Origin of the sequence: Pelagimonas varians (genome assembly GCF_003208435.1) — a bacterium.
GTDB classification, from domain to species: domain Bacteria; phylum Pseudomonadota; class Alphaproteobacteria; order Rhodobacterales; family Rhodobacteraceae; genus Pelagimonas; species Pelagimonas varians.
This window is the reverse complement of sequence record NZ_QKMF01000037.1, coordinates 1-11964: the sequence shown is the minus strand read 5'-3', so window position 1 is coordinate 11964 and position 11964 is coordinate 1. Positions and strand designations below refer to the sequence as shown.

11 protein-coding genes and 1 pseudogene are annotated in these 11964 nt (G+C 51.8%); 5 read left to right on the top strand and 7 right to left on the bottom strand.

All coding sequences use genetic code 11. The features are described from left to right. Nucleotides 1-126: 126 nt before the first annotated feature. A pseudogene (locus C8N36_RS23520) lies at nucleotides 127-345 on the top strand (integrase core domain-containing protein); the annotation flags it as partial. A gap of 128 nt (nucleotides 346-473) precedes the next feature. Here C8N36_RS23520 and C8N36_RS23515 read toward each other — a convergent pair. The 6 genes from C8N36_RS23515 to C8N36_RS23490 all read right to left on the bottom strand — a co-directional run bounded on the left by C8N36_RS23515 (nucleotide 474) and on the right by C8N36_RS23490 (nucleotide 6375). After that, nucleotides 474-1262, bottom strand: a complete 789-nt coding sequence (locus tag C8N36_RS23515) for a hypothetical protein (RefSeq protein ID WP_211318283.1) — start codon at nucleotides 1260-1262, stop codon at nucleotides 474-476. A gap of 41 nt (nucleotides 1263-1303) precedes the next feature. Further along, nucleotides 1304-3016 (bottom strand): alkaline phosphatase family protein, encoded by a 1713-nt coding sequence (locus tag C8N36_RS23510; RefSeq protein ID WP_097807087.1) that lies wholly within the window; start codon nucleotides 3014-3016, stop codon nucleotides 1304-1306. A 69-nt stretch (nucleotides 3017-3085) separates the two neighbouring features. Further along, nucleotides 3086-3640, bottom strand: coding sequence for an HdeD family acid-resistance protein (locus tag C8N36_RS23505; protein ID WP_097807088.1), 555 nt, complete (start codon nucleotides 3638-3640; stop codon nucleotides 3086-3088). Nucleotides 3641-3744: 104 nt separating this feature from the next. Beyond that, nucleotides 3745-4146 carry a PRC-barrel domain-containing protein gene (locus C8N36_RS23500; RefSeq protein WP_097807089.1) on the bottom strand — a complete coding sequence of 134 codons (402 nt, stop codon included), beginning with the start codon at nucleotides 4144-4146 and terminating at the stop codon, nucleotides 3745-3747. 83 nt (nucleotides 4147-4229) lie between these two features. Then, entirely contained in the window at nucleotides 4230-4739 is a 510-nt protein-coding gene (locus C8N36_RS23495) for a DUF1269 domain-containing protein (RefSeq protein ID WP_097807090.1), read from the bottom strand. Between the two features lie 103 nt (nucleotides 4740-4842). Continuing rightward, nucleotides 4843-6375 carry an arylsulfatase gene (locus C8N36_RS23490; RefSeq protein ID WP_245911050.1) on the bottom strand — a complete coding sequence of 511 codons (1533 nt, stop codon included), beginning with the start codon at nucleotides 6373-6375 and terminating at the stop codon, nucleotides 4843-4845. A 349-nt stretch (nucleotides 6376-6724) separates the two neighbouring features. Between C8N36_RS23490 and C8N36_RS23485 the strand changes: the two genes are divergently transcribed. The 4 genes from C8N36_RS23485 (at nucleotide 6725) to C8N36_RS23470 (ending at nucleotide 10353) form a co-directional block, all read left to right on the top strand. Then, complete coding sequence (locus C8N36_RS23485; RefSeq protein ID WP_097807091.1) at nucleotides 6725-7747, top strand: AraC family transcriptional regulator; 1023 nt, start codon at nucleotides 6725-6727, stop codon at nucleotides 7745-7747. Between the two features lie 813 nt (nucleotides 7748-8560). Then, nucleotides 8561-9202 (top strand): DUF3047 domain-containing protein, encoded by a 642-nt coding sequence (locus C8N36_RS23480; protein WP_097807092.1) that lies wholly within the window; start codon nucleotides 8561-8563, stop codon nucleotides 9200-9202. Nucleotides 9203-9271: 69 nt separating this feature from the next. Beyond that, nucleotides 9272-9772, top strand: coding sequence for a twin-arginine translocation pathway signal (locus C8N36_RS23475; protein WP_097807093.1), 501 nt, complete (start codon nucleotides 9272-9274; stop codon nucleotides 9770-9772). Continuing rightward, nucleotides 9772-10353, top strand: a complete 582-nt coding sequence (locus C8N36_RS23470) for a ferric reductase-like transmembrane domain-containing protein (protein WP_097807094.1) — start codon at nucleotides 9772-9774, stop codon at nucleotides 10351-10353. Before C8N36_RS23475 ends, C8N36_RS23470 begins: the two co-directional genes overlap by 1 nt. Before the next feature lie 1230 nt (nucleotides 10354-11583). On the opposite strand, the gene C8N36_RS23465 is transcribed toward C8N36_RS23470, so the two are convergent. Next, entirely contained in the window at nucleotides 11584-11865 is a 282-nt protein-coding gene (locus tag C8N36_RS23465; protein ID WP_245911049.1) for a DUF3732 domain-containing protein, read from the bottom strand. Between the last annotated feature and the right edge of the window lie 99 nt (nucleotides 11866-11964).

Here is an 11964-nt window from a genome sequence, read left to right as displayed (position 1 = left end):
GCCATTCAGCACTGGGTTGGAAAAGCCCCGTCGCTTTCGAACGCAAGGTGGCTTAAACGAGCACTAGGAGCGGCACTAAAACGTGACAGGTCCAAAACAGTCCCCCAGACTGTTTTCTGATCCATCCTCATGTTGGAAAACGACTTCCTACCCGGTGATCTCGAAGCCCAGATCGAAGCCTTCGTCGACCATTACAACCATCTGCGATATCACGAGAGCCTCAACAACGTCACACCCGCAGATGTCTACTTCGGACGGAACAAAGCCATTCGACAACAGCGAGAAAGGATCAAACAAAAGACGCTCGAAGCGCGCCGCTTGCATCACAGGCAACGCGCCGCATAATCAAACCAACCAGATGAGCCAAAGTCTCTCTTAGTTTAGGCCGCCTTTGGACCCAAAAACTCTGCCGACGCACAATCTGGATTTGTGCAACAAATCCCCATTCCAACATACTTGCCTTCCACATCAAGTCACTGAAATTGCATATTCAGTGCCATGTACACTTGCCATTTGGGGACACCGTCTCCGTGGTCGAATACAGAATATTGAGGTTCCACAAAGAAATTATATACTGTGTTCCTGTGCTTTTTCACCTTGCCCAACCGCAGTCCAATAGGGATTGAATAGTTGTCGTTAGCAAAATTATAAGACCAGACAGGCGCACCCCCGGTATATAACCCGTCGCCCAACTGATAAAAAACAAACGGCTGAAACGCGGCAAGGTTGGCTCGTTCCCTGTCATTGGTGTCGCCCACGCCGCCCCGCCAAGTCAGAAGATACCCGTATTGAAGGACTGGAGACTTGGCATTGAAGTAGACGTTAGCAAGGCCCAACTGCCATTGCTCCGCACCCAGTCTGTCGTCCGTGGCGGTAGGTGCCACGACCTGCGGGCCAATGGCAAAACTGACCGCCGGGTTACCGGTGTCGATCTGATAGGCTGCGAAAATATCAAAATCACCGACACCATTGATCTCGTTCCCGCCGGCACCAACGGGCAGCGAATTGTAGGGCAAAGACGCACGGATCAACCAGTTTGTATCGCCGAGTGCAAGCGGCTGGGCATACCGCAAAACTGTTTGATTGCCAGTCAGGTCGCCTGGTCCGGTAAGCTCTCCGAAATAGTAATTTTGAATATTGAAAGCCTTGATGTCCGCCAATGGATTATTTGCCTGAGCGGACTCCGATTGCGCATAAGCCTGTGTATAGAACAAGCACAATATTGCCGCGCCTAAACAAGTAGAAATAGACTGCGATTTCATCGTCATTCTCCAAATTGTTGTGGTCAGAGTGTTTTCGCAGGTTAATCTGCTCGTTGGGGCATAGCCTCTTGCAGGGGATCGCCAGTGGCTCCGGACGGAAGTTTTGTGCCCAGAAATGTCGCAATTGTCGGCGCAACATCGACGGTCTCAACACGGCGTACGACTGTCCTTGGCGTTATTCCGGGGCCAGAAAATATCAACGGTACATGGGTGTCATAGGTCCAGGGCGATCCATGCGCAGACGCAACAGTCAGACCGTCAAAGTCTGCGACAAACCAATGCGGTTCGAACACGACATAGATATCTCCGGACCGCTCAGAATGGAAATTCGCAAGCACTGCATCGGTTATCTTGGACCGTGGAAAAGACCCTTCACGTAAAGCGGAGCTGCCAACAGCATAAGCTATACCCGGCAGTTTTCGAAGTTCATCCGAGATCGCATGTTCAACAGCCACCGGATCAAGCCCTTTTTGGGCAATCAGATCCTGGTTCAAATAGAGATAGGGATTGGAGAAGTTCGCAATCAGGTCACGGGAGGCCCCGAAATCCAGTTGCAGGCGCACAAATCCCGGCTCCGTCTCAACGCGTTGAAAATCGAACAAACCGGCTTCGATGCCCAACGTCGCCAGATAATCGGGATGTTCAGGGGCACCGTGGTCCGCTGACAGGACAATCAGCGTGTTTTCAAGCCCTACCGTATCATCCACATGTTTCAGTAGATCAGCAATGCTACGGTCAAGACGCGCAAAATTGTCTTCGGCCTCAAGACTGGAAGGGCCGAAAATATGACCGACATAATCAGTCGAAGACAAGCTGACCGACAGATAGTCAGTGACGTCATCCGCTCCGACCTGTTCAGCATCCATGAGTGTTTTGGCGAAATCAACCGTAATCTCGTCCCCCGCAGGACTGAGCGTCAGGAAGGTGGTATAATACTTGCTGTCCGCTGGCCCCCAATTGTGTGGAAACGTGCGACCAAAGCCAGGTAATGCGGTTTCCCAAGATTGATCGTCACGATCGCCGAAATCATAAAAATCTTTGCTTCGCATCAAGTTCCAATCTTGATTTGCGTAGGACGCCACTTTTCCCTGTGTGTTCCAATGCGCGATCCAATCGGGATATTCATCGCGATAGAAGGTGCTTGTGACGAACCGACCTTCGGCTTTGGAGAACCAATAGGCCTGCCCGGCGTGGCCAGCCATTGCGATGGCACCGCGATCTTTGACCGATACGCCAAAGACTTTCGAGGCTGGCCCGAAATGTAGGGCGATTTCGTCAGATAGGGTTGAGCTGATGATATTACGTGGTGACCGACCATCTGTAGTGGCGGCGCGTTGCGTCGGGTCGATTTCGTTTTCGGCATCGATCCCAGCGGCCCCGACCAATGGAAAATCAGGGTCCTGCACATTGTAAAACGGGGTGCCGGTTTTCCTGTCGAACCATAGATTTGCGACCATGCCGTGAATGGCCGGATCAGTGCCTGTTGATAAAGTCGTATGACCGACAATGGTTTCAGTATTGGCGTGACGGTGATGTGCGTTGGCAAAACTGACCCCGTTTTCCAACAAAAAACGAAACCCACCCTCGCCCAAATGCGTTCCATAGCGGTCAATAAGATCACCGCGCAGTTGGTCTACTGTGATCTGGAGTACCAGCCTGGGTTTTTCACTTGCTAGTATCGGTGTCGCAAATATGGCCGCGACTGCAAGGACAAATGCGCTGGTCGCCGTGTGATTTTTAAGGTCGCAGATCATGGTTTCCCCCTTCGTAATTGGGTGAAGCAATGCGCGCACCCGTCTAATGTGGCTCTGCTCGGTCGATGGTCAGATTGAAACTGAAACGTTGTTTTTCAGGCCGTAGGCGAACTGCACATAACCGGCACCTTCGCTGATCAACGAGACACCTGCCACCACTCCCAACAGCATCACGCTGACTTCAGGGTAGATCGAGATCAGGTAGAGCGATGCCAGCACAGAAATCACGCCGCCGGCGATAACCCAGCCCGATCCGGTTTCGGGGCGTGCCATCACGCCCACGGCAATACGCAACAAGCCGTTTACAAAGAATGCCGCGATCATCACCAAGGTCAGGGCCAGCAAACCTTCAAGCGGATGAAAAAGCAACATAAAACCCGCAAAGGTATTGAAGGCACCAAGGATTAAGTAGGTGAGCCGAGCATTCCAGCCGTCCTTGGATGTGAATACTTGAACCAGCATCATGATGCCGCCACCCACAAAGAACGCACCTACGATCGTTTCAACTACCAATGACACCAAAAGCGGAGCAAATATTGCGCTGCCACCACCGATCATCATCACAATCCCAAGCGCCAGAAACCAGCCCCAGTTCTTGTTAAGATCGATTGTTGAATTTCCCATATTAAAGATAACCTTGTCTTATTTTGCGTTCTATGCCGATGCATGATCTTCAGAATTTCAAGGCGCTCCCTAGGCGGTATGAGACTATGGAAACGCCTTTTCTATCAGTTTCTTGCGTAGAAAAACCGTGGCAAACTTTTCAGATTGTCCTTGCTCGCATTCGGAAGCACTAGATTGCCGTCAGGATTGATCTCAAAAGCATCAGCAGGCAGGGCAATCAGCTTTTCACCGATGTTTAGGAAGCCAGCCACATTGACGATCACAAAGGTTGCATCGCCATCCGGCAGGACAATTGCATCATGGAAATAGCCGACAAAATCGCCGCCGGAATTGTAAACATTGCCACGCAAAAGGGCGACGACACTCCAGCCCGTCGCAACCACTGCAATATCCAAGTTGTTGTGTTCAACAACAATACCGCCAGCTACATGCTGAGCGGACACCGGCACAGTGTTTCCAAATACGCATGCGGTCAATATAGCCGCGGTTGCAAGAAAGTTATTCATCAAGGTTTTTCCAGTCCAAAAGTTCAATGTGCCAAGTCCCGATACCCAAACATTGAGAATACCGGGACCGCAAAGGCGTGGGGTTAGCTTGAAGTCAGGGCTGCGCGTAGCTCTGCTTCATCTCGGACTGACAAGGAAGTTTCGATCACTTCGCCTTTCAGACCTTCCAGTTCGCCAAGCAATTTTGTCGGTCTGTTCGTCCAGCCGATCATCGCCAATGCGGAACTGTCTGGCGTCAGCTTGGCTCCAAGGCGAGCGGCCAACGCGTCTTCTTCATCGGCTTGGTCCAGCGCGCCTGCCAACGTGCCCATGCCGCTGCCAGCTGCCGCTCCGATCAACAGGCCGGCGGCAGGGTTGCCCGCCAGCGCCCCGATCATCATTCCAGTCAGAGAGCCGAGTGCCCCGCCACCAACCATTCCGGTTGCGGCCAGCGCGTCGGAATTCTTGATGCGGATTTCACCAGCGGAATCCCGACTGACAACGATAAAGTCGTTGATATCGGCTTCCCAATCGGCATCCATTTTGGCGACACGCAAAAGCGCCTCATCGGCAGAGTGACGGCCTTCAAACAATACAATTACGAGATTGGACATAAGAGTCCTCCTGATTTGGATTTGGTAGTTTTGAGGTGACTAAGACTTAGGTGCCGCGGGGATATAGGCCGCGGCACCTGGTTCGTTAGATGCAAGGTTTGAGTTACTTGCTGCCGTTGTTCGCCATCATCAATTCCATCACCTGATCAATCGAGAAGCTTGCCGGTTTCTGGCGTGGTGGGAATTCGCGGAACGTTGACAGGAACTGAGAAACGTATTTCTGGGCCGGGACCAAGAAGTAGATCCGGTCAATCATCCAATCGTAGTAAGTGTTGGATGTAAGATGCGCCTGCTCATAAGGATCGCGGCGCAGGTTGGTGATCAAAGGCACCCGCAGCGGTGTCCAAGGTTCGATCCATGCACGCAAAGTTGAAACTGCTTTTTGCTCAAGAAAAATCAGCTTCCAGTCGTCGTAGCGTAGGGCAGTCAGTTCACCGGTATCTGCAAAGTAGAAGATTTCGTGACGCGGACCTTCTTCGGCTTCTCCCAGCAAATGCGGCAAGAAGTTGTAGCCGTCCAAATGAACTTTGTATTCGCGACCAATGGCCTGCACGCCGCCAGCTTTCAAATCTTCCTTGATGGTATCATTGCCAGCAATGGCTAAGAAAGTCGGCAACCAATCCATATGATGCATGATCTCATTTGAGACCGAGTCAGGTTCGATTTTACCCGGCCAACGCACCAGCGAAGGCACACGCCAGCCACCTTCCCAGTTGGTATTCTTTTCACTGTAAAACGGGTTGGAACCAGCGTCTGGCCATGTGTTCTTATGGGGACCATTATCTGTCGAGTAATGCACAATTGTGTTGTCTGCGATGTTCAACTCATCAAGCACATCCAAAAGCTGCCCAACGTGCATGTCATGTTCAACCATGCCATCGCCATATTCATCTTGACCGGAAATTCCAAAGAGAGAATCTTTTACATGGGTACGAAAGTGCATCCGTGTACCATTCCACCAAACATAGAACGGCTTTTCCTGTTCATGGGCGCGCTTGATGAAATTGATGGCGGCCACGACAGTCTCATCATCAACAGTTTCCATCCGCTTCTTGGTCAGCGGGCCAGTGTCTTCGATACTTCCATCGGCCGAGGATTTGATCACTCCGCGCGGACCAAAAGCGTCACGAAAGGTCTGCCCGTCGGCCAAAACTTCATCACCTGGATAGTCGCGGTTCTCTGGCTCTTCTTCAGCGTTGAGATGATAAAGGTTGCCAAAAAACTCATCAAAACCATGGTTTGTGGGCAACATCCGATCCTGATCGCCTAAGTGGTTTTTGCCGAACTGGCCGGTAACATACCCTTCGGCCTTCAAAAGGCCCGCGATCGTCGGATCCTCTTCTTGCATACCAAGCTCAGCACCCGGCAGGCCAACTTTGGACAGACCAGTCCGATAAACAGATTGCCCCATAATGTAAGACGAACGGCCAGCGGTACATGACTGCTCACCGTAGTAGTCCGTGAACATCTTGCCTTCGTCCGCAACCCTGTCGATGTTGGGCGTTTCATACCCCATCAAACCCCTAGTGTAGGCAGAAATATTGGACTGGCCTATGTCGTCACCCCAGATCACCAGGATATTTGGTTTGTCTTGCGCCACCGCCGCGCCAGCCACAAAGATAATGGCCGCTGACATCGCCGTCTTCGTTGATAAGAGCTTAAATCGCATAGTTCCTCCGATTTGTTCTCGGTTTTCCAAGCCACGCACACCAATGATTTGGCGAAGCTTGAGCCGCTTGGGGTCCTGAATCGCGTCAAGCCTAGGCGATGGAAATGGCCGGTTTGTCGGCAAACACGAATCCGAAAAATCAAATTTTAACATTGGCCAATCACCCCAATCACTAAGCTGCCTTGGCACGTGTTAGGGCTCGGCCTTATCGCCGAACTTTCATCTCAAAATAAACTATTTCTTAGTTGACAACGGCAAATGCCTTCAACTTATGCTGTAGCGCATTCACTGGCCGGTCTTCTGAAAGGGTTCCAAAGTGACAGAAACATCTTCTGATTTCGCCATAAGAGCCGGTGTTTTTCATGGGCCTGTCGCCCTTCTGGCCGGTGAAAATCACCGATTAGAGGCGATTCTTCGATCGCTTGACATGCCCTTGGATGCTGAGCAGCCCATCGGGACGGCTGACTTCTTGAAAGGTGTAAATGATGTCGTTCGAATGGCCGAAGATGAAGACTTTTTTCTTCGCACCGGCCTGGAACAGGACATCGGCGAACTGGGTGTTTTTGGCAGGGCTATTGTTTCGGCCGATACACTTTGGGAGGCTTTGCAAACCGCAGCAACAACCCTTCAATACTATCAAAACAACTCCCAGCTCGTGATACGGACGTACCGCGGAAAATGCCGCATTTGGTATTTTACACCTCTGCAGTCCGATGATGCAAAACAGGACATCCGATACACAATGGGGCTGCTTGCAAAAATTGTCTTTCTGGCACGTGCTCAAGTCGACCCAGAAATCAAAATTGCTTATCCGGGCGGATCACCTGCACATTTCAAGAATATTGCGGCGGTTGAATCCGTGCGCGATTCAACTCAGGGCCATATCGAATTCCACGAGGATTTGCTGAAGGCGAAAATGTACCAATCGGACAGTGTCAAAGCAGATGTCTTGATCCGATATCTGAACGGCCGGAAACTGATGCAAAGGCCCAAGCTACAAAGGTCAGAACTGGTCGCGGGGTTGGTCAGGGCCTCATTCGGGATTGCACAATGGTCCCTTTCGGACACGTCACAAGTGCTGGGGATTGGACTGCGGTCTCTTCAAATTCAACTGAAGGATGAAGGCACCGCGTTTCGGCAGATCGTAAAAGTTGAACGCCACAAGGAAGCCCGCAGGCTGTTGGCGGGCGGAGCAAGCATTGATGAAACTGCGGATGCACTTGGCTTCGAGCATAGACAGAGTTTTTCGGAAGCCTTCGCTGGTTGGGAAGGCTCTTCCCCCTCGGCCTATGCAAAATCAATGCCTCGGGTCCAATCTGGTAAGACCAAGACGGTTTAAACGTGGCTCTTCTACAAGCCGCCGATACAGACGCCCCGATTAACCAATCACCCTTGATCAGCTGCAATAGGAAGCAACGCGACGTCGCCCAAAATTGGACGATGATCAGAGGTCATGCGTGCTTGTTTACCCTGCTCGCCCCCTGCATCCAGTGGCTTTCTCCACCCTGAAGTCCCCTAGATTTGTAGACGCATTGCTTGGTAATTTTGGAATCAGGGAGAGCCGGATATGAGCCAGGGAATTCGGTATACGGATGAGCTTAATCGGGACGCTGTGGCTCAGGTTGTTGAGCGTGGATATGCGGTGAGCCAAGTAGCGGAACGGCAATCATTCCTCAGCAAACACAATCTGGATTCCAGCATGAGAAGACGTGGGAATTGCCATGAATGAGACCTTGTCCGCCATTGGTCCGAGGACAACGGTCGCCGAGCGAACGGAGCCTCAAAAGATGGCAAATACAAGACCTGCTTGTCAGGCATCTACGTGTTGATCCCGATTTGACGGAGCTGCAGCATTGCTCACCGAGGTTTACAAAGGCCGGCCCAAAACACGATACGGCTGAGTTTGTTGTACGTCAGACAATACCCCACTCGGGTTCTAAACTTGCTTCTGCTGGAATTAAGGACAAAAGCGCTTCGGCCTTGATACTATCGGCTTACCATCATCCACACTTAGACATGACCTGCTATGTGGGGTCCAACCAGCAAAGCGTGTTGTTAATGAACGCATGACAATCGCGTTACATCAACGAGCTCGCCATTTGCTTCTGCCTAGCCGGCGCTACCATCAGTGGTGTCACAAGAGGAGTTTCCAATGCGCGTTGCGATATTTACGGCGCTGTTCGTCGCCCTGACGACCGCCGCTTCAGCAGGGCCGATCAGCTTTGCCAATGGCTGGCGGGAACAACGATTGTCTCTCTTCAGCTCGAACGACTACCGATTTGGAACCAATCTCAGTTTGATCTCCGATGGGTCGGTTTCGATAGCCTGGGCCCGTGTCTCACAGCGAGACTGGACAAGCACAAGCGCTTCATGGAACTGGACTGTTGATCAATCTGTTCCGGCAACCAGCCTTGCTAAAAAGGGTGGCGACGACCGGAATATCGCACTCTACTTTGTATACGTTCCAGAAAGCATAGCTCCGAAGCTTAAAAATGCCGGTATCCGCAACCTTCTTGGCAATGATGACGTGCGGATTATCCAATACGCATGGGGTGGCAACCACCGGAAAGGACAAATCATTCCGTCGCCCTATGCCCCTCCCGGTCAGGGTGTTACAATTTCTTTGCGGCAGGCCGGTACAGGGTCCTACAATGAGAGCGTCGACCTTTCGGAAGATTATGCGCGCGCCTTTGGCGGCGAAAAGGGCGCGCTGGTTGGGTTAGCTGTTTCAGGCGATAGCGACGACACAAATAGCGTTATCAGGGCGGCTATTGGCAACCTGAATCTGCGATAGCCTTTTTGTGATCAAAGACACTACCAAATTTTGTTAAACTATTTGAATGAACTGACAGGAGAGACTGACATGGCTTCGTCAACCACGACCCGTCGAACTGTAATTTCCACCGGTGGGGCAGCGCTTCTTTTAGGGGCGTCCGGCCTAACTATTCCGGCGCGGGCACAATCTCTTGCCGCTACGCCGACCATGCGAGGCGGAGCAAACAATTATCGCCCAGGCGCACCGATCGTAAAACGGATTGGAAAGGGCGGTTTCTGGACAACTGGCACCGTACGGCGCGCTGGTGACGGTGCCCCGCTTGAAGGTCGGCGCATCCAAGTCTGGGCCCACACGATTGAAGGTCACGAACGGGACCAACGTTCGCACGGGGCTACTCTCACGGACAAAAACGGTGTGTTTCGCATTGAGATGCCCCAGATTGTGCCTGCATTCGGACAGCCGCATGGACATCTAGCCTACGATGCCGACTACAACGACGGTGGATTTGAAACAGTGTTTCTGCGGCCTTTGATGGCCAGCGCATCTGACACGGGTCTCCAAGTAGAGTTTGTGCTGCGCCCCATCTGATGGCTGTTCGCAATGCACTTATTTTAATCGTTTTGGGACTGGCATTTGCGGTGCCTCTGATCGCTGCCGGACAAAGCCCACTTTTGCAATGGCGAGAGCCAATCTACATCATTGCCGGGTTTTCCGGGATTGTCGGGCTAGCGTTTTTACTGGTCCAGTCAGTACTAATTGCGGATGCCATGCCGGGTATCCCGGCTCGACGTATCCACGTCTGGACCGGCGCGGGGCTGGTTTGTGCCGTGGTTGTGCATGTTGCAGGCCTTTGGATTACGAGTCCGCCAGACGTGGTCGACGTGCTGCTGTTCCGTGCTCCGGCACCATTTTCTGTCTGGGGTGCCGTGGCAATGTGGGCTGTTTTTGTCGCCGCCTTTCTTGCTGCCGCAAGAAAACGAATTGACCTGCGCATATGGCGTTTGGGGCATAGCATGGCGGTGACTGTCGTAGTCACAAGCACCGTCGTGCACGCTTGGCTTGTCCAAGGAACGATGGAAGTTTTCACAAAGGGAGCTTTGTGCATTATGGTTCTTGGAGCAAGCGCATGGGCTTTGCGAAAACGTCGGGCATGGCGAATGCTTCGCTAGCCGCCAAGACCGACCACAGCAACATTCACTTGCACAGGTAGTACAGCGGACCGAAAAGCAGGCACCACAATCGGTGCCAGGCTCCGGGTATGACCTTTTGCTATCCACTAAATTTCCATGTTGCTCGAATGACCATTGGGGGCGCAAGGTGTTGTAGTGTTTTTCAGATCTGGATGATGATCTGAATATTTCGACGTAATATCCTAAAGTTTTACGTATCCAATTTCCGCGCCGGTGAGGCCCTGACAAGATCTAGAGCTTGCGCTGGCGCGGCTTTGCCAAAATTAACACGCGCGAACACTTTAACATCACGTCCTTTCCAAATATGGGTCGCTCGGTGTCCGGCCCCAATTAGCGTAGCCGCCCGACGTGTATCCGGTTTTGAACCATTCAAGTCTGATCCAGAGATTGCAAACGACGTGGTTCTTTAGCTGCCTTATCTCGCTGCTGGCTCACAAAGCTGCGGCTCCGCCCTCAGCAAGTTGGCTAAAATTGACAAAACTATGGCGGCAACTCAAATGAACGAGTAGCCAAGTGCACCTATATCCAATGGCGTCGGGAGGTGTTGCCCCCAACACTTTTAAGCATTGTTCCGACGTGTACTAAGTTTCGGGCCGCGCAGAGGCAATCCAGCGATTGCTGCCTGCGCGGCCTTTTAACCTTTGCATCCTATGACGCCGCCGAGAATGCGGCCAAACTCGAAGAAGATGTGTCCTTAATCATGAAACCTGTTCGCGTCTTGATGACCGTTTCAATGATTTTTGCGCATGTCGATATGATACTACCACACCGACTGCGAGGCGTGCCAAACTTCTAGGGTTCAAGTGGCAAACGCTGTACTGTGCAGCCCCACCCAAGTGATCAAGGGACAACAAGCTTGCGGCCTGCGCCCATCAACTCATCCTTTTGCGTTGTAGCAACACAAAAGGTTGCAACCGAATTACTGGCAAAACTGGATGGATTGAAAATCCTCGTGTCGGTGGTTCAATTCCGCCCCCGGGCACCATTTAAATTAAGCAAAAACAATATATTAATCGCTTTTTTTGCGCCAACCAATCGCATCGCATGTATTGTACTGGGTGCCAATTGGGTGCCGTCGAGCTAGATTAATCCACCCGGCTACATCGACCTTTTGAAATAGAGCAGGAGGGAGACAATCGGTACAATCACAAATGATTACTTGGAAACCACAAGAGCGAACCTTGAACGCACGATCATTTTCGACATGGATTACTCGCCACGTTCAGGCCAATCATCGGGAATCAGTTTCTGCCCGTTTTCCTTTGTCCAACGTTCCACAGTTGCATCAACATATCGGGCGTCATTCGCCATGTATGCATGTTCGATCAATAGGACTTGCAGACCGGTTTCCCTAGCTGTTTCAGCAAAGATGAAATCAACGATTTGGGTCATGGCGCGCCGGTCGTCGTCGTTTTTCATTTCGCTAAGATCACGCTCGTCTTCAGCTCTTTCATCCTTTGGATAGTAGGGGCGACTTATCTGGTCGATCACCAACTGGACCTGTCCCGCTTTTGTGGCGCTCCTTGTGCTCGTTCACGCCGCTTTGCTTTCGAAAGCGACAGGGCTTTTCCAGCCCGGTGCTGAGTGGCG

Excerpts from the sequence above, each read along its gene's own strand:
- C8N36_RS23515 (WP_211318283.1), bottom strand. The coding sequence starts at position 1,262 with ATGAAATCGCAGTCTATTTCTACTTGTTTAGGCGCGGCAATATTGTGC.
- C8N36_RS23510 (WP_097807087.1), bottom strand. The coding sequence starts at position 3,016 with ATGATCTGCGACCTTAAAAATCACACGGCGACCAGCGCATTTGTCCTT.
- C8N36_RS23505 (WP_097807088.1), bottom strand. The coding sequence starts at position 3,640 with ATGGGAAATTCAACAATCGATCTTAACAAGAACTGGGGCTGGTTTCTG.
- C8N36_RS23500 (WP_097807089.1), bottom strand. The coding sequence starts at position 4,146 with ATGAATAACTTTCTTGCAACCGCGGCTATATTGACCGCATGCGTATTT.
- C8N36_RS23495 (WP_097807090.1), bottom strand. The coding sequence starts at position 4,739 with ATGTCCAATCTCGTAATTGTATTGTTTGAAGGCCGTCACTCTGCCGAT.
- C8N36_RS23490 (WP_245911050.1), bottom strand. The coding sequence starts at position 6,375 with ATGTCAGCGGCCATTATCTTTGTGGCTGGCGCGGCGGTGGCGCAAGAC.
- C8N36_RS23480 (WP_097807092.1), top strand. The coding sequence starts at position 8,561 with ATGCGCGTTGCGATATTTACGGCGCTGTTCGTCGCCCTGACGACCGCC.
- C8N36_RS23475 (WP_097807093.1), top strand. The coding sequence starts at position 9,272 with ATGGCTTCGTCAACCACGACCCGTCGAACTGTAATTTCCACCGGTGGG.
- C8N36_RS23470 (WP_097807094.1), top strand. The coding sequence starts at position 9,772 with ATGGCTGTTCGCAATGCACTTATTTTAATCGTTTTGGGACTGGCATTT.